At 52.5% G+C, this 18,769-nt stretch carries 22 protein-coding genes; 13 read left to right on the forward strand and 9 right to left on the reverse strand.

All coding sequences use genetic code 11. The annotated features are described in order from the left end of the window. Position 1: 1 nt before the first annotated feature. A complete protein-coding gene (locus IEV46_RS07910) occupies positions 2-1,015 on the reverse strand; it encodes a M23 family metallopeptidase (protein ID WP_188431702.1) in 1,014 nt (337 codons plus the stop codon). A 188-nt stretch (positions 1,016-1,203) separates the two neighbouring features. On the opposite strand from IEV46_RS07910, the gene lipA reads away from it, so the two are divergent. After that, positions 1,204-2,094 carry a lipoyl synthase gene (gene lipA / locus IEV46_RS07915; RefSeq protein ID WP_188431704.1) on the forward strand — a complete coding sequence of 297 codons (891 nt, stop codon included), beginning with the start codon at positions 1,204-1,206 and terminating at the stop codon, positions 2,092-2,094. 47 nt (positions 2,095-2,141) lie between these two features. Here the strand turns inward: lipA and IEV46_RS07920 are convergent, their stop codons facing one another. Next, positions 2,142-2,789: a YhcN/YlaJ family sporulation lipoprotein gene (locus tag IEV46_RS07920; protein WP_188431706.1), complete on the reverse strand. Its 648-nt coding sequence runs from the start codon at positions 2,787-2,789 to the stop codon at positions 2,142-2,144. Positions 2,790-2,959: 170 nt separating this feature from the next. Here IEV46_RS07920 and IEV46_RS07925 point away from each other — a divergent pair, with 170 nt between their 5' ends. Beyond that, entirely contained in the window at positions 2,960-3,295 is a 336-nt protein-coding gene (locus IEV46_RS07925) for a YutD family protein (RefSeq protein ID WP_188431708.1), read from the forward strand. Between the two features lie 36 nt (positions 3,296-3,331). Here IEV46_RS07925 and IEV46_RS07930 read toward each other — a convergent pair whose 3' ends face one another. From IEV46_RS07930 to IEV46_RS07955, 6 genes are all read right to left on the reverse strand, one after another. After that, positions 3,332-3,613 (reverse strand): hypothetical protein, encoded by a 282-nt coding sequence (locus IEV46_RS07930; RefSeq protein ID WP_188431710.1) that lies wholly within the window; start codon positions 3,611-3,613, stop codon positions 3,332-3,334. A gap of 57 nt (positions 3,614-3,670) precedes the next feature. Then, entirely contained in the window at positions 3,671-3,943 is a 273-nt protein-coding gene (locus IEV46_RS07935; RefSeq protein WP_188431712.1) for a DUF3055 domain-containing protein, read from the reverse strand. 161 nt (positions 3,944-4,104) lie between these two features. Then, positions 4,105-4,746: a MerR family transcriptional regulator gene (locus IEV46_RS07940; protein ID WP_188431714.1), complete on the reverse strand. Its 642-nt coding sequence runs from the start codon at positions 4,744-4,746 to the stop codon at positions 4,105-4,107. A 161-nt stretch (positions 4,747-4,907) separates the two neighbouring features. After that, positions 4,908-5,993, reverse strand: coding sequence for an acyltransferase family protein (locus tag IEV46_RS07945; protein ID WP_188431716.1), 1,086 nt, complete (start codon positions 5,991-5,993; stop codon positions 4,908-4,910). 376 nt (positions 5,994-6,369) lie between these two features. Further along, on the reverse strand, positions 6,370-6,696 hold the full coding sequence (locus IEV46_RS07950; protein ID WP_188431718.1) for a spore coat protein: 327 nt from the start codon (positions 6,694-6,696) through the stop codon (positions 6,370-6,372). 13 nt (positions 6,697-6,709) lie between these two features. Next, complete coding sequence (locus IEV46_RS07955; protein WP_188431720.1) at positions 6,710-6,937, reverse strand: ferritin family protein; 228 nt, start codon at positions 6,935-6,937, stop codon at positions 6,710-6,712. 143 nt (positions 6,938-7,080) lie between these two features. On the opposite strand from IEV46_RS07955, the gene IEV46_RS07960 reads away from it, so the two are divergent. The 5 genes from IEV46_RS07960 (at position 7,081) to IEV46_RS07980 (ending at position 10,865) form a co-directional block, all read left to right on the forward strand. After that, positions 7,081-7,566, forward strand: coding sequence for a DUF86 domain-containing protein (locus tag IEV46_RS07960; RefSeq protein WP_188431722.1), 486 nt, complete (start codon positions 7,081-7,083; stop codon positions 7,564-7,566). Beyond that, complete coding sequence (locus IEV46_RS07965) at positions 7,559-8,122, forward strand: hypothetical protein (RefSeq protein ID WP_188431724.1); 564 nt, start codon at positions 7,559-7,561, stop codon at positions 8,120-8,122. The genes IEV46_RS07960 and IEV46_RS07965 overlap by 8 nt, the downstream gene beginning before the upstream one ends. 276 nt (positions 8,123-8,398) lie before the next feature. Next, entirely contained in the window at positions 8,399-9,127 is a 729-nt protein-coding gene (locus IEV46_RS07970; RefSeq protein WP_188431726.1) for a class I SAM-dependent methyltransferase, read from the forward strand. Continuing rightward, positions 9,124-9,891, forward strand: coding sequence for a TIGR01457 family HAD-type hydrolase (locus tag IEV46_RS07975; RefSeq protein ID WP_373284584.1), 768 nt, complete (start codon positions 9,124-9,126; stop codon positions 9,889-9,891). The genes IEV46_RS07970 and IEV46_RS07975 overlap by 4 nt, the downstream gene beginning before the upstream one ends. Before the next feature lie 11 nt (positions 9,892-9,902). Beyond that, the gene (locus tag IEV46_RS07980; protein WP_188431730.1) at positions 9,903-10,865 is read left to right on the forward strand and encodes an MBL fold metallo-hydrolase; all 963 of its coding nucleotides are present in this window, start codon (positions 9,903-9,905) and stop codon (positions 10,863-10,865) included. Between the two features lie 30 nt (positions 10,866-10,895). On the opposite strand, the gene IEV46_RS07985 is transcribed toward IEV46_RS07980, so the two are convergent. Beyond that, positions 10,896-11,426: a phosphatidylglycerophosphatase A family protein gene (locus tag IEV46_RS07985; protein WP_188431732.1), complete on the reverse strand. Its 531-nt coding sequence runs from the start codon at positions 11,424-11,426 to the stop codon at positions 10,896-10,898. A 124-nt stretch (positions 11,427-11,550) separates the two neighbouring features. On the opposite strand from IEV46_RS07985, the gene IEV46_RS07990 reads away from it, so the two are divergent. The 6 genes from IEV46_RS07990 (at position 11,551) to IEV46_RS08015 (ending at position 18,404) form a co-directional block, all read left to right on the forward strand. Next, the gene (locus IEV46_RS07990; RefSeq protein ID WP_188431734.1) at positions 11,551-12,330 is read left to right on the forward strand and encodes an SDR family oxidoreductase; all 780 of its coding nucleotides are present in this window, start codon (positions 11,551-11,553) and stop codon (positions 12,328-12,330) included. 75 nt (positions 12,331-12,405) lie between these two features. After that, positions 12,406-13,500: a YutH/CotS family kinase-like spore coat protein gene (locus IEV46_RS07995; protein ID WP_188431736.1), complete on the forward strand. Its 1,095-nt coding sequence runs from the start codon at positions 12,406-12,408 to the stop codon at positions 13,498-13,500. 55 nt (positions 13,501-13,555) lie between these two features. After that, the gene (locus tag IEV46_RS08000) at positions 13,556-14,599 is read left to right on the forward strand and encodes a S66 family peptidase (protein ID WP_308420294.1); all 1,044 of its coding nucleotides are present in this window, start codon (positions 13,556-13,558) and stop codon (positions 14,597-14,599) included. A gap of 232 nt (positions 14,600-14,831) precedes the next feature. Then, positions 14,832-16,481: a GAF domain-containing sensor histidine kinase gene (locus IEV46_RS08005; protein ID WP_188431740.1), complete on the forward strand. Its 1,650-nt coding sequence runs from the start codon at positions 14,832-14,834 to the stop codon at positions 16,479-16,481. Beyond that, positions 16,453-17,100 (forward strand): response regulator, encoded by a 648-nt coding sequence (locus IEV46_RS08010; protein WP_188431742.1) that lies wholly within the window; start codon positions 16,453-16,455, stop codon positions 17,098-17,100. The genes IEV46_RS08005 and IEV46_RS08010 overlap by 29 nt, the downstream gene beginning before the upstream one ends. Positions 17,101-17,129: 29 nt before the next feature. Continuing rightward, complete coding sequence (locus IEV46_RS08015) at positions 17,130-18,404, forward strand: purine/pyrimidine permease (RefSeq protein ID WP_188431744.1); 1,275 nt, start codon at positions 17,130-17,132, stop codon at positions 18,402-18,404. Positions 18,405-18,769: the final 365 nt, after the last annotated feature.

The raw sequence follows: 18,769 nt of genomic DNA on the forward strand, positions 1-18,769 counted from the left end.
TTTATTTTTTCAGGTTCCTCTTTGCCTTGCGGGCTTCTTTCAGTTTTTTGTATTCCGCTCGTTCCCTGGATTTTAAAAAGGGATAGGGATCAAAGGCGTAGGTGGTGTGACCGTTGAATTTATAGATCCCATAGTGCAGATGAGGAGGAAATTTACCGGAGGTTCCAGGGGGCCCGTAACCGGAGGAACCCACATAACCGATCACTTGTCCGGGCTGTACGATGGACCCTTTCTCGATATTTTTGTCGAAGCTGCTGAGATGGGCGTAATAGTGGTAGTTGTTTCTGAGATCCCGGATTCCGATACGCCATCCCCCGTATCGGTTCCATCCCTTCAACTCTACATATCCGTATACGGTGCTGAGTACCGGGGTACCGTAACTGGCAAAAATGTCTGTTCCTTCATGGATCCGAATCCCTCCCCATCCCCGTCGGGCACCCCAGGTGTCGTGGTAAGTATAATGGGAATGCAAGGGCATGACAAAGCTAAAACGATCCAAGCGGGTAGTTTCAAAGTGTCTGTAAATTTCTGCATAATGGGTGACTAAATCCACTGCGGTGGGATGTTGATAATAGTTCCATAACCCAATCCGGATATCATCCCGGGAGTCGCCGTACTCCTTGAGATAACTGGTAATTGTATACAGCACATCCAGTGGTTCCGCCGGGTCCGCTTTTCCGTCTCCATTCCCGTCTTTTCCGATCCCTCCGAAAAACCGGATTGATTCGGGGATGGTATCAAAAGGATCGGGATTGGTGACTCCACTCCACAATTTGGGCGGAACGGTGATCGCCACTGGGCCTCTTCGTTTTTCCAAGTCTTGTCGAACCTGTTGCAGATTGCGTTCGTATTGATCCATGGCAGCAAGATAATACCAAGGAATACCGCTTAAGGTTCCCACTTTTTCATACAGGCTCTGCCTGGTGTCAAATTCACCGGCAAATACCGGAGACGGGGTTCCATATACAAACAGTAGGATAATGATAAGAAAAACGGAAATCAGTTGCTTCTTCATGTCCACACCGCTTTTCAAGAGAGTTTATCCTATAGTTTGGGCCGTTTTGAAGGGAGACATTTAAGTATTTAATGGTATTTAAAACATGATGATACTGTGGATAACCCTCTTCCACTCTTTATGCCTGCTGTGGTTTTTGTGGTACACTAACCATGAGCTGAGAAAGTAATACATAAGGAGGGTGCGGGTTGGCTTACGAATATAAACGGAAACCGGAATGGCTGAAGACGAAGCTGACCGTAAATGAAAACTTCCGCGAGATCAAGCGGATGATGAGGGGGAAAACCCTCCATACGGTGTGTGAGGAAGCCAGATGCCCCAATATACACGAGTGCTGGGCTGTTCATCGCACAGCCACCTTTATGATCCTGGGGGATATCTGTACCCGCGCCTGTCGCTTTTGTGCCGTGAAAACCGGTCTGCCTACGGAGTTGGACCTTCAGGAACCGGAACGGGTGGCAGAAGCGGTGGAACAGATGGGCCTGAAACATACGGTGATCACCTCGGTGGCCCGGGACGATCTGAAGGACGGAGGAGCTTCGATCTTTGCGGAGACGATCCGGGCGGTGCGTAAACGTAATCCATTGACCAGTGTGGAAGTTCTGATTCCGGACTTTCAAGGGAATTGGGATGCTTTGAAGATGGTGATGGATGCCCGCCCCGATGTACTGAACCACAATGTGGAGACGGTGCGCCGCCGCTCGGACCGAGTTCGTTCCAAGGCGAAATACGAGCGTTCCCTGGAACTGTTGAAACGGTCCAAAGAGTTGCAGCCCGATATTCCCACAAAGTCCAGTATCATGATCGGTGTGGGAGAACAATGGGATGAAATTTTGGAGACAATGGATGACCTGCGGCGTGTGGATTGCAATATCATGACTATTGGCCAATATTTGCAGCCGACCAAAAAGCATATTCGTTTGGAAAAATATTACACTCCCCAAGAATTTGCCCTGTTGAAAGAAGAAGGGATGAAGCGGGGATTTGATCATGTGGAGTCAGGGCCGTTGGTCAGAAGTTCCTATCATGCTCATGAGCAGGTGAAGGCAGCAAGACCGCAAAAACGTCTTGCCCAGTAAACCCCTTGAAAAACAGCCCCCAGAGTGCGGGAGGCTGTTTTTCAATCTTAAGGACGGGTCATTTTTCCCGGGGACGGGTTCATGGGAATATGTTTTTTCATCGGTTCTCCCCGGTCCATCCGACTGACCAGATCCTCCATCTCTTCCCGGCTCATCCGCATTTTTTCCTGGGTACCGCCGGCACGTTGTCCGATGCGGTTCAGTTCGTTGCGGATGGCCGCATCCCGAGTCACATATACTTGGTAATACCGGGGGGTCAAGCTCCAGGCGGTGCGACGCACTTCGTACAGGGTCTTGTCACTGATTTTCCCCTTGTCCGCTTTCACACCGATCATCACTTTGTCATCAGTGACCACCACAATGGCATCATCCACTTGGGGGAGTTTGGTTGCCAAAAAAGAAATCTGCCGGGCCAGAGCACTTCGGTTGACATACACATCAGGACCGGGGACTGCTCCGCCATCGGTGGCATTATAAAGTTCGTTTCCTTTTTGCCGGCTGAAGCCGATTTGATTGTAACGGTCGTGTTGTGGCGGCCTGTTTCGGTCAGTGACATAATCCAAAGCGTTCTTGTCCCGGTTCTCATACAGAGATTCATCGTAACTGTCGTTAGGTCTCTCCGGTCTTGCCGAAGGGCTATTACAGGCACTGGTAAAAAGAATCAAGGCCATCAGGGGATATAACCAACGTTTCATCAGCTCACCTCCTGCATTTAGGATGCCCGCAGCGGACTTCGATACCCTTGGCAAAAGATTCGGTTTCTGTTGGAAGGATTTTGCATCGATTTTCCCGAAAATTAAAGATGAAAGGAAGGGAATGACTTTGATAACATATATACAGAAGGAAACAATCCGAGGGGTTACAAATGGAAAAAACGGAGATCAAGGGTATTTCATATGAAGTGATCATCAATTACAAAAACGGATGGAATGCCGATGCCTTTACCAAGAGATACAGTGAGGTTTTGGATAAATACGATTACATCGTAGGTGATTGGGGATATGGGCAACTGAGGCTGAAGGGTTTTTTTTCCGATCAACATCCCCGCGCCACTCGGGAGACCCGAATAGCCCATGTGGAGGAATATATTCACGAGTTTTGCAACTTTGGTTGTGCCTATTTCGTTCTTCGCCGGAATCCCATGACTCATTCCGGGCGGAGGGGAAGATACAGGGAGCGTCGAAACATCCGCTCACGCTAAAAAATTAAAGCCAACGCCACCGGCGTTGGCTTTTTTTCAACTTTCATAGGCGTCCCCTTCTGTATTCCGTTTTGAATCGTCATGGGTGGGATGGCTTCCCGGCACTTGTCTGGGGATACCTTCGTGAAGTTCCCTCATCTCATAGTTGAATTGGGGAGATGCGTGTTGGGAGGCCCGCCAAGGGGAAGTTTTTCCGAGAACCTCCTCATGGGTGGCAGCTCCGTAGGAACCTTCCGGGAACTCCTCCGGTATATATTCGTTGCGGAGGGACTCCACGGTTTTCACATCTCTGTATGGAGTGTTACGTCGACGGATCAAAGTGACCACCTCCAAATCTATCTTGCCCGGGGAGGTGGTTCATTATTCGATTTCTCCTCAGAAGAGGGTATGAAGAAATTCCCTCAACTCCGCAGCTTCATCTTCGGTGATCCCGTAGACATATTCTATGTAACCCGGTTCTTCCAGGTCATCTTCACCGATCAGGGCGTAGCGGTTGGATTGAATATTGAAGACCAACAGTTTTCCATAAAAACGGTCAGTGACAGTGATCCCGAGGTCAAAGCGGTGGGATTCTCCCACAAAACTGACAAAACGCGTCTGGGTGGTTTCACTTTCGTCATAAAGAGTGTAAAGTTCATCCTTTGGCATGGAATGACCCCTTTTTCCCCATTATAACGGAAACTGGAGCATTTCAGATCGAAATCTCCAGAAGCGTTGTGAAAAATCGTCACAGGTAGGATTGTTTCCCATGGAGCGTTTTTTGTTCGGAATATCCCGACCGACTCGGAAAGCACGATATCTCAAATCTTCTAGAAAATGCCGAGAAAACGGGTTCGCCGTTGCCTGCGTGGTGTCAGCTGCTGAGTTTCAGTGGTGGCAGAAGCCAACCGGTGGGAGAAGGTGGCATTTCGCAATTCCACCTTCAGTTGCTCATGCTTTTTCCCGATTTCATCCATCATGTGCTGAACGGTTTTTACCGGTAACATGTGATGTTGGGAGGTGAGCACTTTGTTTTCCATCTCTTCCATCATATCAAACATTGTAAAAACATGATCTTCCAGCTGATCGAGTCGGCTGAACACCGTTTCCATCATTTCACCGATTTCATCCAAGCTTCCGATCAGACGATGAACTGGAATTTCATTTTCAAAGGGCAGTCTGGAGGGTTGCCGGGATATAGAGAGAGAGTCATCGAGCGGGTCCATCTCCCATTTTCCTTCTCTGATCAGATCCTGGCGAATCTGGCGCATGGATTTGTTCGTTTCCTGCAAGCGCTGTTGGATATCCGACAATCTTTGGTATCCCTCTTCATCCAGCATATAGTGTCCACGATCATTCACTTCGGGAGAGATGTATTCCTCAAATGCGTCAATCCATTTTCTGACCGTACGTACATGAACGTGGAGGCGTTCGGCGGCCTCCCGCGTAGATATGCGCGCTTCGTCCGACATACGAAAACCTCCCCGAGATTCGTAGTTACAAAACCTTTTCTTTGATTTGCTGCGGAATCCTTCCCTCCCGACAAAGGATGTCAGTCTGTGACAAACAAAGTGTTCAGTTGACAAGGATGGGGACTCCGTGAGGAATCGCAAAAAAAAGACCCGGGCCCGGGTCAGAATGCCGCCTTATTCAATTTTTGTTGCTCCTGTTTGGAAGGGGTACGGAAAATCCATTTCAGCCGGGGTTGGAGCAGCGGACGAAGGCCCCTGGTGACCCAAGGGGAAGACAAGAGAAAGGTAAGGGCGATCGCCCCAAGAGTGGCCAAAATAAACAGAGGGGGGCCAGGGTACTTGTCATCCACATCCAGAGCGTCATAGAATTTGATGAAAAAACCATGCAACAGATAGACTGTCAGTGAACGGCTTCCCATGGCACTGAACCATGTTTTTTCCCGTGGAATCACTGCCAACACCCAGGCGGAGACGACCAGGGTCAAAATGATAAAACCAACCCGGATCAAACCGGCAGACCATTCGGGATGTCCGAGGCTTTCATAGGGGTCGGTGAAGTACAGCCATCTTCGAAAAGAGAGATCAAATGGAGAGAGAAACTCCAGCCAATACATCAGCGGAACGAGCAAGATGCACCCAGCCCAACCGATCACCCGTTTCCAAGGGGAGAACAACACCTTGAAATGGTCTCTTCGCAAATAGAAACCGAGCAGGAAAAACGGGAAAAAGGCGATGGTGCGGGAAAGACTTAAAAAGCCGTCGGCTTCGTCAATATATCCGACTGCGATGGACAAGATCAAGGCAGTGACGAGAGGATATTTCAGATTGACGAACAGGGGGAGCATCATTAACCGCCATAAAAACAGGCTGAACAGGAACCACATGATCCAATAAGGATCCAAAATGGAGATCTCCAGGGAGTCCGTCCCGTAAACGAGATGATCATATATGGAATATAGAATCTGGAAAATAAGATAGGGAACCAGAATGGAGGAGATCAGTTTCCTGTTTTGTCCCTCTCTGTTATATCCCTTTGCGAAATAGCCGGAAACCAGAATAAACAGCGGCATGTGAAAGCTGTAGATGGCCAAATAAATCGCTTTCAAAATGGAACTTTCATCGATTAAGGGGCGGTAGGTGTGCCCGATCACCACTAATATGATCAATACGAACTTGATGTTATCAAAGTAATAATCCCGCTGTTTGGGTGTTGAGGACTTGATTACGTCCAGATTTGAAACAGACATAAAACCTCCTGACATCGCCTGGAAAAGCGATATAAGTTTTCAAAAATAAGTTGAAAAAGTATCCTACTTAGATGAACGAAAGAAAAAAGGGTCAAGTTTCAGAGGGGAATTACCCGGTCCGTTACTTGAATAAACATCCCTTCGCCACCCATTTCTCCCTTGGTTTCAAAAGAAAACTGTGGATATTAAAAGAACGACATGGACAATCTTTTGGAATGCTCCCCCTGTGAAAAAGGTATCACAGAAAGGATGGGTTTCACACGGCCTTTTATCCATAAGAACTCTGACTGGAGAAAAGAAATCCTACGATACCATCCGGATTTTCCTCACAAAAATCACCGGCCGGAAAGGAGGGCCGGTGAGTTCGTTATATTAGTCATTGATACGGGAATTGGGTTTGGTAGTTGGTAAATTTTTGGGCGGCTTGGGTGATCTGTTGCGTGTTGGCTTGATCCATTTTGTACCAACCCTTGCTATGCATCAGGTTGAACAAATCCCGTTGACATTGATGAATATCAGACAGGATGCTCATCTGGGTCTGGAAAAGGGTATCGTTACTCGCTTCATTGACTGCAATGCCGTAGGATTGAGACATGTACTTTTCCATAGCTAAAATGTCGTTGAGACGATCCCGGTCATTCATCTCCGGTCCCTTTATCTGTGGCTGGGTTTGGGTTTGGCCGGTCTGTTGTTGAGTTTGCATCCGTGACTCCTCCTTATTGATTTATGGGTTGGCTCTGTTGTCCGCCGCTGGTGGAGTGACTGTTCAGATATTGAAGCAATTGCTCATAATGTTGTTGATGTTTCTGCCCGATGCTTTCAATTTGGGATTTGATTTGAGGGTCCTGGCATTCTTGGGCGTAATGATGGCATTTTTTGAAAGCCAACAGTTCCCAGGACATCTCATCCTTCAAATAGTTCAAGTCTTTGGTGGTCAGTGGCATTTTGACCCATCCTTTCTTATTCAGGGTGAAGGGTGATTTGTTTGTTATGCTGTGATATGCGACGGGAAATATGTATGAACAGGACCATTGGTTTTCTTTGGAGGGGGATCCTGCTGTATAATAAGGAGGAGGTTGAATCAGGAATGGGAAAGGGTGTCATCATGGTTTACGATGTGGATACCGATCGGATCGAATCTCAACTTCTATACCTGGAACAATGCTTGGTTGTGACTCAACGTTCCCGGCAATCCTTGGAACAAAGTGATGATCCGGTTCTTTTATTTGCTGCGTCCCGGGCTTTACATATCGGGATGGAGTGCATGATCGACGTCGGCAGTACCTTGATTGACGGGTTTATTATGCGGGATCCGGGAGGATACCTGGATATTGTGGATATTCTGGAAGATGAACGTGTGATTCCAACGGAAGCCGTTTCCCGTCTGAAGGAGCTGGTCCGGGTGCGGGATCGGCTGGTACGTCGATATGATCAGGTGACAAAGGAGGAATTACTCCAAGAACTGTCGGACACGAAAGTGTTGGCCTCCTTTATCGGATGGGTCCGCGATTACCTGGCCCGCGAGTTGGAAAGTGCTAGCTCATCCGCACCGGGGAGTCGTAACAGTGAATAAATACGTGAACCTTCCCATGTCGGTCTTTGCCGACGAGATGGCAAAGCGCAAGATTCCCAGTCCCGCTGCCGGGAGCAGTCTGGCCGCCTCCTTGATGATGGCGATCTCCCTGTTGGAGCTGACGGTTTCGGAACAGGCTGAAAAAAAAGGAGAGACCTATCGTCGGGATCCGTCTCAGGATTTGAAACGCCTTCAGCGTTGGCGGGAAGAAGGGAAGGTTCTGGTGGATAAGGATATTCAGGCCGTGGAAGAGATGGTCCGGCGAGGGAGTTCCGTCGGAGCGGAGCGATTGTTGGCTCCCGTTCGCCGTCTGCATGAATTGGCCAGGGAGATTCTGAAGTGGATCCCTGATTATCTGACTGTGTCGGGAGCCAAGGTGAGTGACACCCTGATCGCCGCCCTTCACCTGAGGACTGTCTTGATCGGTTCTTGGCACATCGCTGGTTTCAATGCCAAAAGTTTTGGTTGGGATCCCCCATTGCCCTTTGATTGGGAGACCGAACTGGAACGAACAGACAGCATCTTGCAAATGGTGTATTCATCGGTGCAGGACTGAAACTGAGAGGTTGCTGGCAGTTGGAAAATCAATCGTTACGACAAAGCGGGATGTCGTTCCTTTAGGGGGTCTGGTAATTCAAGTTTTTGCGATGTGCCGGGAGCCGATGTGACCGGCGGAGAGCCTTTGCACTCAAGGGAGCTGAAGTCTCCTCCCGGATTGCTTCCGCTCCCAGGTCTGATTGCGCTTTCTGCAAGAGAGCAAAGATGGTCACATCGGTCCGCCCCCGCAATATATCAGACACGCCCTAATGAAAAAATTCAGGGGGATCAGTTCATGCCGTGGTATGAGGAGAGTTTCGGAGAGGATTATCTTTTGGTCTACCGTCATCGCAATCGGGCTCGTGCAGGTCGGGAAGTGCAAGCGGCAGCGGGATGGTTGGATTTAGAACAAGGTGAGTCCGTACTGGATTTGTGCTGCGGAACAGGGCGCCATTCCATTGCCTTGGATGATTTGGGGTTGAAGGTGACCGGCATGGATCTCTCTTCTGTATTGCTTCAGGTGGCAAGGGAATCCTCCCGGGGACGCAAAATCGAATATGTACAAGGGGATATGAGGAAGCTTCCTTTTACGGACGGGGTCTTCGATGCGGTACTCAATCTGTTCACATCCTTTGGTTATTTTACTGAGGATGACGAAAATGAGAAAGTACTGTCGGAGATGGCCCGGGTCACCCGAAACGGAGGACGTTTCCTGGTGGATTTCCTCAATCGAAAGGCTGTGGAAAGCAATCTTGTCCCCCGAAGCGAACGGGAGCAGGAGGGAAACCGTATTCTGGAAGAGCGTTGGATTGACGGTGATTTTGTTCGCAAAAAAATCACCGTCACGGATCATAAGGGGGAACGTCACTACCAGGAGCGGGTCAAGATGTACGATCGGGATCGGATGTTGGCGATGATGGAGGCGGCAGGTCTCACCGTGGATCAGGTCCGGGGCGACTTTAATGGATCCACGTATTCCGAGGACAGCCCCCGGATGATTATCACTGGGAGGGTGGAGCGCTGATGGGGTACAGGGGTTACCTGATCGATCTCGATGGCACCCTTTTCAGGGGTGATCACGTGATTTCAGGCGGTCTCGCCTTTGTGAAAGAACTGGAGAGGCGAGGCCTGCCCTATCTCTATCTGACCAACAATTCATCCCGCCTTCCGGAGCAGACTGTACAAAAGCTGAGAAGCTTCGGTTATCCGGCAGAGGTGGAGCAGGTGGTCAGTTCCGCCCAAGCGACGGCAGCTCATCTGAAAAAAAAACTGGGCACCCCGGCTGTTATGGTCTTTGGTCAGGAAGGGCTGAAGCATGCGCTCAGGGAGGCAGGGTTACCTTTTCGCGAGAAGAATCCGGAGGCGGTGGTGATCGGCATCGACCCGGCATTCAATTATGATAAGCTGAAATCAGCCGCCCTGGCCATCCGAAAAGGGGCCAAATTCTACGGAACCAACGGAGACCGGGTTCTCCCCACGGATGAAGGCCTGGTACCGGGAAACGGGTCTCTGTGTGCAGCTGTGGCGGCTGCCGCCGGTGTCGAACCCATCTTCATCGGGAAGCCGGAGCGGCCTATTTTGGAGTATGCGTTGGAGCGCTTGGGCACCCGGCCGGCTGAAACGCTGATCGTGGGAGACAACCTGATGACGGACATTCAGGCTGGAAACAACAGTGGGATGGATACTTTACTGGTGTTCACTGGGGTGACCACGGCAGAGGAATACCGGGAAGGTTCCATCCGGGCGACATATACAGTGCAGGATCTGACGGAATGGGATTTCAGTTGAGGAGGGTACCTATGAACCGTTGGGATGATGTATGGGAAGTCCCTCTTCCGTTGCCTTTTGCCCTTAGAATCATCAAGTCTTATCTTATAAAAGGGTCCAATGGGTATACGGTGATCGACACGGGCCTTCACTATGATGGAGATCTGGAGGCCTGGGAGAGAACGAGGCAATCGATCGGTTTTGAGTGGAAGGACGTGGAGCAAATCGTTCTGACCCATTACCATCCGGACCACTACGGATTGGCTGGCTGGATGCAGGAGAAGACGGGGGCGCCGGTAAGAATGTCCCGGACGGACTTTGAGCAGGCGCAACTCTTCTTCAGCAAATCTTCCGAACAGCCGGAAGAGATGGCCCGTTTCTATGCTGAACACGGATTGGAAGCGGAATGGAGGAAGAAAATCCCGCCTCATCTGCGCAGTTTCCAAAAGTGGGTGGATCCTCACCCCGAACCGGACTTTATCGAAGCGGGGGGAACCATTCGTCTGGGTGACCGAGAGTACCGAATCCTGCATACCCCGGGGCATGCCGACGGCCATCTCAGTTTCTATGATGAAGAGCGGGGTTGGCTGATCGGGGGAGATTTTCTGTTGCCACGGATCACTCCCAACATCAGTCTGTGGCCGGGATGTGATCCGGATCCCCTGGGCACCTATCTGACCACTCTGGATCAAATGGATACTCTGCCGGTGAAGAGAGTGTTCCCCGCCCACGGTTCTGTCTTTGAAAACTACCACGGACGGATTAGGGAATTGAGGGAACATCATCGGGAGCGTCTGGAAGAGATGGCGGGCTGGGCGGAGACAGCGAGTGTGACTGCAGTGGAGGCTTGCTTCCGGACCTTTGGCACGGACTTATCCATTCATAACCTGCGATTCGCCCTCTCCGAAACCTTGGCTCATCTAGAGTATCTTCGCCTCCGCGGGAAGCTGGCCCGAGGGAAGGAAGAGGGAATCTGGAGATACCGGAAAGCATGAGAAAAGACCCGGGGTGCCGGGTCCTTTTCTTCATGAGTCTTTTCGATCTGTTTCCAATCGGCGTTTTCGATGGTGGGTGAGTCGGGCGGCGGCGGCGGAAGCCACAGCCCCGGCCAGATCGTCCAGAAAGGTGTGGATCCTCCCGCCGGTATGATCGTTCAGATCTTTCAGGATTCCCGGCTTTACCCGGTCGACGAATCCGTAATTGGTCATCCCGATGCTTCCGTAAACGTTAAGGATGGAGGTGGCCAGGATTTCATCAATCCCATACAGGCTTTCATCCCGGCGGAGCATGTCGAGGAGGGGTTCCTCCAATCGTCCTTTCTCCGCCAATACATCCAGTTGGATCCCGGTTAGAATGGCATTTTGAACTTCGCGTTTGGTCAACACTTGCTCCACGTGATGCTTGCATTCCTCCAAGGTGAGATGTTCATGGAAATCCTTCTGCAAATAAAAGACCAGTTCGGCAATCCGTCCCAATTCCATCCCCCGTTCGCTTAGCCAGGACAGGGTTGCCTGGTGGATCTCATCCTTTGTGACCGGTGTCATGTCAGATTCCATCTTGGTTCCTCCCTCCACACAAAACATAAAATTAATATGTCATTCAACAGGGAGGAGTATGACCCGGAGGATTGAACAAACCTTTCTATGGATTGGATTCATTCCGAAACAGGAGGGAAACTCATTGCAACCAAATCAGAAACCTGTGGCTCTGGTGACAGGAAGCTCCGGGGGACTTGGACGGGTGGCCGCGGAAGTGCTGGCTGAAGCAGGTTGGAGCTTGGCAGCCCACTTCCGGAAGAATCAGGAGTCGGCCCGGGAGATGGTGGATCAGTTGGCTGCAAAGGGGAGGCAGGCTCACTTGTTTCAGGCGGATGTCAGTCGGCGGGATGAGGCCCTTCAGCTCGTTCGGGGTGTGGAGGAACGTTTGGGCCGCCTGGATGCACTGATTCACGCTGTCGGTCCTTTTGTCCGGGAACGCCGTCGGTTTGCGGATTATTCCTTGGGTGACGTGGACGACATGGTGGATGGAAACCTGAAAAGTGCCCTCTATATGGCCCATGCCAGCCTCCCCCTGCTTCGCCGTTCCGGTTGTGGCAGGATCATCTTATTTGGTTTTGGACGGGCGGGGGAGGCCCCGGCTTGGCCGGATCGGGCTGCCTATGCCGCTGCCAAGACAGGGTTGGTCTCTTTTGTCAAAACCCTGTCAGTGGAAGAGGCTCCCTTCGGCGTGACGGTGAACATGGTGTGTCCCGGAGACATCGTTGGGGAAAACAAGCTGAAGCGAATCGTTGAAGTGGAAGGGTTGAGAGATGAGGAGACCCCCTTGGGTCGTCCCGGATCCGGGGAGGATGTGGCTCGGGTAATTCGTTTCCTGTGTGAACAAAAGTCCGGTTTTGTGACTGGGAATATTATACAAGTCACCGGAGGTCTGGATGTGATTCACCCCCGTTCCAAGGTGTGAGAGAGAACCAGGCATAGGAGAAAAGCCTCCCGCCTATATATGAGTAGGAGAAAATAGGGATAGGGGGAGAAGCCGATGTCCGATCTGGCCGGGAAGTTGAAGGAGTGGACGGGGGAGGCTCGACTGCCGGAGTTGATCCAACACCATTACGGGATCCGGCTGAAGGAGGCCCGGCCTGTGGGCGGCATCCTCCGTCTGGACAGCGATCAGGGGGTCTTCGTGCTGAAGCGGGTTCCGGTGAGGGAGGACCTCCGTTGGAATTTGCTCAGAGAATTGGCGGATTATCTTCCGCAGTCCGGTGAGGGATTGTTGACGGGGCCGATTCGATCCAAAAGGGGCGGGGTGACGGTGTCGGGACATCATCATCGTTATGTTCTCCTGCCATGGATTCGGGGGGAGATCCGGGATCTGCGGGAGGGTGGAAGGTGGGAAGCGACCGCCCGCTCCCTGGCTGGTTTCCATGTCGCCACCCAAGGATTTTCCCCTTCCCGTTCCGCGGCGTCAGGGTTGGTTCACACCGGGCATTGGAGAAGGATCTGGCGGGATCTGAGCCGTCAGGTCCATATGTTCAAGTTGACCGCCAATCTGAGTGATGAGCCTTCTCCTGTCGATCAATTGTGGTTGAGACAGTGTGCATATGCGGAAGGGATGTTGGAAACGGCAGATCGCTATTTTGAAAAGCTGGGTGGTGACCGGACTGTGGTGGCCACCCGCAAGGGAGGCGAGGTCTGTCACTGTAACATTCATCGTCGCAATCTGATATGGGGTCCGGAGGGGAGAGTCCGACTGATCGATTGGAACCGGGCGGTCCTCGATGTGCGCAGCCGGGATTTGGCCCGGTTGATCCTCTACGCATACGGACGGACCGGTTTATACGAACCGACGACGGCGATTCTGAAAGCTTATCAGGAACGAGCTCCCTTGGAAGAAGCGGAGTATGCTCTGATCTATGCTCAGTTGCTCTTTCCTCATCGCATTCTGCGCTCCCTGCAACGCATTTATCAGGAGCAGAAAATTCCACCTCATCTGGCCAAGGGCCATCTCTCCTCTGTAATGGAAACGGAGGACCGAAAAGAAGGACTGCTTCGGGAATTCCCCCAACTGATCCATAGGGATTTCAATGTCTCCATCCCTCGGGTCGACTGGTTGGAGAAAAGGCTGTCGATATAGGTTAAAAGGATACCGATCGGATATGGAGATCAAACAAGAACCATTTGAGCAAGGAGTGACACCATTGACGAAGATTCGCTATCCCCAACCTCTCAGAAAGGGAGACACGATCGCTGTTACAGCTCCATCCAGCGGTGTGCCTTCCGAACTTCACTTTCTCCTCGACTTGGCCCAAAAGTCAGTTATACAAGCTGGCTACCGGGTGATGGAAGGGGATACAGTACGCACCCAGAAAAAAGCGGTCAGCGCACCCCGGGAACGGCGGGCACAGGAACTGACCCAGTTTCTGTTGGATCCGGTCAATCGGGCGGTGATTCCTCCCTGGGGAGGGGAGTTCCTGATGGAGATCCTGCCCCTGATGGATTGGGAGGCGTTGCGAACAGCTCCCCCAAAATGGGTGTTGGGCTATTCAGATATCAGTACTTTTACCTTTTCCTACACCTTGCTGACGGGAACAGCCTCCGCCCATGGAACCAATTACATCGATCTGGGGAGCCGTGAATGGGATCCCCTCACCCGTCGGTGGGCCGATGTGCTGTCGATGACGGAGGGCGAACAGATTAAGCAAGTCAGTTCCCCGATGTATCAGTCTTCCTGGGAACGTCGGCGCCAACAGCCGGAAATGGGTTTTGACCTGGATACACCCACCCGGTGGCGTGTTCTGGGGGATGATGATGCCGCTGTTCATTTGTCGGGACGCTTGCTCGGTGGATGCATAGAGACGCTCTCTTCCCTGGTGGGAACTTCCTTCGCACCTGTGGAGCCCTTTGCCGCCAGCCAGGATGAGGGGATCCTCTGGTTTTTGGAAAGCGCCGAATCATCTGCTGCTGAAATTTACCGTCGCCTGTGGCAGATGAAAGAAGGGGGTTGGTTCCGCCACGCGACGGGAGTGTTGATCGGCCGGCCGGGACAATATCGCGATGCGCAGGATTTTGGCCTGGTGGATGCGTTGGGTGGAGTATTTGGGGATTTAAATATCCCCGTAGTTTATGATGTGGACATCGGCCACGTACCGCCCCAGCTGACCCTCGTCAACGGCGCCCGGGGGAAAGTGAAGGTGGAGGCAGGCAAAGGGGAGGTCTGGATGGAGTTGAAATAATGGCCGACCAGGGACGGTAACTGTTTGTGACTGCGAGGGTGTGGACATCGTCGCAGTCACTCTTTTTGTGGGCTTGTTTTTCGACGGATCAAAGGCACGAGTGATTCGCCTGATTCCCGGCTACTGTTTTATTAAAGCCCGTATCAGCAAAGGGTTTGATGACTGACTGCCATTCCCGCCCTCCTTCCCTTCGTGTTATATTTATTGAAGTGATGATTGTGGGGGTGAAGGGATGGCTGGAGGGATTCGGGAACGGCAGTGGGAAACCTTGCGAACGATCGCCGAGACGCTTAATCAGTCGACGGAAGTGCGGCCGATGTTGCAATCGGTGCTAGAGGAGTTGCTTGAGGTGACAGGGCTGGCTACCGGTTGGATCTTCTTGGCGGGGGACCGGATGGAATTTGAGCCGGTGGCGGTCCATCGGTTGCCCCCCGGACTCTCCGTGGACGACTATCGTCCGATGTGTCAGGGTTCTTGCTGGTGTCTCAACAGATTTTGGGAAGGAAGGCTGAAGGAAGCGGCCAATATCATCGAGTGCAAGCGGCTGGAAGATGCGGTGAAGCATGGTTGGGGGGACACCCAAGGGATCACCCATCATGCTACGGTGCCCCTGATCACCGGTGAAGAGCGGATTGGCCTTTTAAATGTGGCTTCTCCGGGGAAAGAGAGTTTTTCCGGGGATGAGCTGGCCTTGTTGGAAGCTGTCGCTTACCAGATCGGAACTGCTGTCCAGAAGACCCGGCTGATCCAGGTGCAGAGACAACGGGCGGAGCAGTATGCGCGGCTGGATGAGGTGAGCCGTTTCCTCTGGACGGTGGGGGACCTGGAGACACTTTCTTGGCAGGTGGTTAGGGAAGTGGGTCGCCAGTTCCGGTGGCCTTGGGTGGGGATGTGGACCTGTGAAGGAGAACGGTTGAAACTGGCTTTTCTTTATTCCCGGGGAAATTGTTCCGAGCCGGGGGTTTCCATCCCCGTGGACAAGTTGGGGCCGATCGGGGAGGCTTTTTCCGGACAACGGGCGGTGACCGGAGAAAAGGGGTTGGAGGTGATCCGCATTTTGTGGTCTGATTGTGAGAAAGTGGCTGCAGTGCCCATCTCCACCCAGAACAGACGCATTGGCGTGTTATCTGTGGGAATCTCCTGTTCCAATGACTTGGGGGGAGGAGATCTGCCGGTTATGACCGCATTGGGAGAGCATCTTTCTTTGGCTATGGAGAAGGCCATGTTGGAAGAGGAACGGAAGCGGCTCACCCTGGTGGAGGAGCGAAACCGGCTGGCCCGGGATTTGCACGATTCCGTCAATCAAAAGCTGTTTTCCCTCTCCCTGAGTGCCCATGCGGCGAAAGACCTCCCTTCGGGGGAGCTTCTTCGGGAAACCCTGGAGGATATCCACCATTTATCCCATGATGCATTAAAAGAGATGCGTTCCTTGATCTGGCAGTTACGACCGGCGGGATTGGAAGAAGGAGTGGTGACTGCACTTCGCAAGTACGGAAGGGAACAAGGACTGATCGTGGAAGATGAGGTGGAGGGGGTTCGGGAATTACCCCGAAGAGTGGAAGAAGCCCTCTGGCGTATCGGCCAAGAAGCTCTGAACAATATCAGTCGCCATGCCGGTACAGACCGGGCCCATCTTTCCCTGAAGGTGGGAAAGCGGGAGATCCGGCTGGAGATCACCGATCACGGTTGCGGATTCTCCCGTGAATCGGTTCGCCGTAAAAAGCGCTCCCTCGGTTTGAGCAGCATGAAAGAGCGGGCGGAACTCCTGGGAGGTACCTTCACACTGGAGAGCCGACCCGCTCAGGGGACAGTCTGCCGGGCAGTCATACCCATCGAGGAAAGGAGGGGGAGGGATGCCGATCCGGATTCTGCTCGTGGATGATCATCCGATGGTGTTGAAAGGACTCTCTCTCTTCCTTGGCACCCGGGAGGAGATGGAGATCGTGGGTGAGGCCAACAACGGGGCAGAAGCCTTGGAAAAGGTGGAACGGTTTCGTCCTGACGTGGTGTTGATGGATTTGATGATGCCGGTGATGGACGGCGTGGAGGCCACCCGAAGGATCAAACAGGCTCATCCGGAGGTAAAGGTGGTGGTCCTGACCAGCTTTTCCGATCAGGACCATGTTTTGCCCGCGATCCGAGCCGGGGCGGAAGGGTATCAGCTGAAGGAGATTGAAGCGGACGAGCTGGTGGCGACCATCCGGGCGGCCCACCAAGGCGAGACCCGACTTCACCCCCAGGCGGCGGGTCACCTGGTTCATCAGTTCACCTCTGAATCTACCGGTTTCCGGAAGAAAGGCGGCCTGGAGGTGTTAACTCCCCGGGAACGGGAAGTGTTGCGATTGATTACAGAGGGGATGAGCAACAAGGAGATCGCCGCCGAACTGATGATTGCCGAAAAAACAGTGAAAACCCATGTGAGCGGGATCTTAAACAAATTGGATCTGCAGGATCGGACCCAGGCCGCGATCCACGCGATGAAGCAAGGTTGGTTTACTTGATCAGTCCATGTGAAATCTGGTGATTCTTTGTGCAAAGGTTGAAAGGACAGACGGCCTTGGGCTCGTTGCAATGGTTTGTATTTCTTCTTTCCAGTTCACTGGCTATCCCCATCGTCATCGGTCAGACCTTCCATTTATCCGCCCAGGAAACGGGGGAGCTGATGCAGCGAACCTTCTTTGTGGTCGGTATTGCCTCTTTTCTCCAGGGATGGTTGGGCCATCGTCTTCCCATCGCCGACGGACCGGCGGGAGTTTGGCTGGGTATTTTTGTGATTCTGGGGGAGACCGCCGGGACAGAACCCGGGGCCATGCTTCAATCCCTGGAAGGAGGTATGTTGGTTGCGGGATTGGTGCTTCTCCTGATGGGAATCACCCGCTTCATCCGACGGATGATGGTTCTGTTCACTCCCCTGGTGACCGGGATCTATCTTTTGTTACTTGTCTTTCAATTGAGCGGGGTGTTTCTCAAGGGAATGCTCGGACTGGATGCCGAAGGTCTGGACCCGGTGAGTGCTCTGCTCTCTTTCGGGGTGTTGATCCTGATCATTCTGATCTCGGTAAAAGGAAAGGGCAGTCTGAAAAATTACTCCGTCCTGTTGGGAATCCTGGTGGGGTGGATCGCTTTTGCCTGGACGGGGCTGGCTCCGGGGTCTTCCCATTCCGGAGAATGGATCCGGTTGCCGGAACTTTTCGCCTGGGGTGCTCCCCGACTGGAGGGTGGAATGGTCATCACCGGTATCCTCATCGCTCTTGTCCTGATGTCCAATCTGGTGGCCACTGTGGCGGCGGGGGAACAGGTCACCGGACGGCGGGGAGAGAAGAGGCGGGGAACACTGGACCGGGGCGGGATCTGGAACGGTGTGGCCAATGGATTGGCCGCCCTTTTCTCTGCCGTGGGGACGATTCCTCTGTCCAGTTCCGCCGGTTTTGTCCGGTTGACCGGTTTAAAGCAGTTACGTCCCTTCCTCATCGGCTGCCTGGTGATGGTGGGTGCCTCCCTGTTTCCGCCCTTGATGGGATTTCTGGCGGGTTTACCGGAGCCGGTGGCAGATGCAGCGCTGCTGGCCACCTTTGTTCAGATCGTCTCCATCGCGGTGGGCAGCATCACTCGGGAGCCCCTGGATGACCGGCGCAACACCATCCTCGGAATTTCACTCATGGTCGGGGTGGGAATCATGTTTGTCCCCTCCACCGCTTTTGCTTCCCTCCCCTCGATTCTCCGGTTCACCCTCGGCAACGGCCTCCTCACCGGTACCTTCACCGCCATACTGATGGAGAGGCTGTGGTCACCGAAAAAGGAATAAACACCGTCACCCGGTCCATTCATGGCCGGGTGAAGTTGTAGTCGACGTCTCTGAACGACTATGCTATCATACAATTGTCAGGCATGGTTGAAGATGCCGAAATGAGGGGATTTTCGATGCCAACAGTGATCTTGAACTGACGAAATTGTAAAAAGGGCATGTTGCACTCCACTGGGGATGCGTTTAAAAAACCTGCAATGACAGGTTTTTTGATGGTGCCCAAATTTCGGTCTGGTTTGAGAACACTGGTGGCATTCCCATCCTGTGAAACCGGAATTCAACCGGAGAGGGTTGTTCTTTGGATACATCTCAGGACAGGAATGGTCACGGGCCCGTTCCTGTCCTTTTTTGCGTGGAATGGGATG

Origin of the sequence: Kroppenstedtia guangzhouensis, from assembly GCF_014637345.1 — a bacterium.
Classification (GTDB): Bacteria; Bacillota; Bacilli; order Thermoactinomycetales; family DSM-45169; genus Kroppenstedtia; species Kroppenstedtia guangzhouensis.

What these genes read in the sequence shown, in the direction of transcription:
- IEV46_RS07920 (WP_188431706.1), bottom strand. Translation starts at nt 2,789, where the DNA reads ATGAAACGTTGGTTATATCCCCTGATGGCCTTGATTCTTTTTACCAGT.
- IEV46_RS07980 (WP_188431730.1), top strand. Translation starts at nt 9,903, where the DNA reads ATGAACCGTTGGGATGATGTATGGGAAGTCCCTCTTCCGTTGCCTTTT.
- IEV46_RS07910 (WP_188431702.1), bottom strand. Translation starts at nt 1,015, where the DNA reads ATGAAGAAGCAACTGATTTCCGTTTTTCTTATCATTATCCTACTGTTT.
- IEV46_RS07940 (WP_188431714.1), bottom strand. Translation starts at nt 4,746, where the DNA reads ATGTCGGACGAAGCGCGCATATCTACGCGGGAGGCCGCCGAACGCCTC.
- IEV46_RS07955 (WP_188431720.1), bottom strand. Translation starts at nt 6,937, where the DNA reads ATGCCACTGACCACCAAAGACTTGAACTATTTGAAGGATGAGATGTCC.
- IEV46_RS07950 (WP_188431718.1), bottom strand. Translation starts at nt 6,696, where the DNA reads ATGCAAACTCAACAACAGACCGGCCAAACCCAAACCCAGCCACAGATA.
- IEV46_RS07960 (WP_188431722.1), top strand. Translation starts at nt 7,081, where the DNA reads ATGGGAAAGGGTGTCATCATGGTTTACGATGTGGATACCGATCGGATC.
- IEV46_RS07995 (WP_188431736.1), top strand. Translation starts at nt 12,406, where the DNA reads ATGTCCGATCTGGCCGGGAAGTTGAAGGAGTGGACGGGGGAGGCTCGA.
- IEV46_RS07970 (WP_188431726.1), top strand. Translation starts at nt 8,399, where the DNA reads ATGCCGTGGTATGAGGAGAGTTTCGGAGAGGATTATCTTTTGGTCTAC.
- IEV46_RS08005 (WP_188431740.1), top strand. Translation starts at nt 14,832, where the DNA reads ATGGCTGGAGGGATTCGGGAACGGCAGTGGGAAACCTTGCGAACGATC.
- IEV46_RS07935 (WP_188431712.1), bottom strand. Translation starts at nt 3,943, where the DNA reads ATGCCAAAGGATGAACTTTACACTCTTTATGACGAAAGTGAAACCACC.
- IEV46_RS08010 (WP_188431742.1), top strand. Translation starts at nt 16,453, where the DNA reads ATGCCGATCCGGATTCTGCTCGTGGATGATCATCCGATGGTGTTGAAA.
- IEV46_RS07985 (WP_188431732.1), bottom strand. Translation starts at nt 11,426, where the DNA reads ATGGAATCTGACATGACACCGGTCACAAAGGATGAGATCCACCAGGCA.
- IEV46_RS07945 (WP_188431716.1), bottom strand. Translation starts at nt 5,993, where the DNA reads ATGTCTGTTTCAAATCTGGACGTAATCAAGTCCTCAACACCCAAACAG.
- IEV46_RS07925 (WP_188431708.1), top strand. Translation starts at nt 2,960, where the DNA reads ATGGAAAAAACGGAGATCAAGGGTATTTCATATGAAGTGATCATCAAT.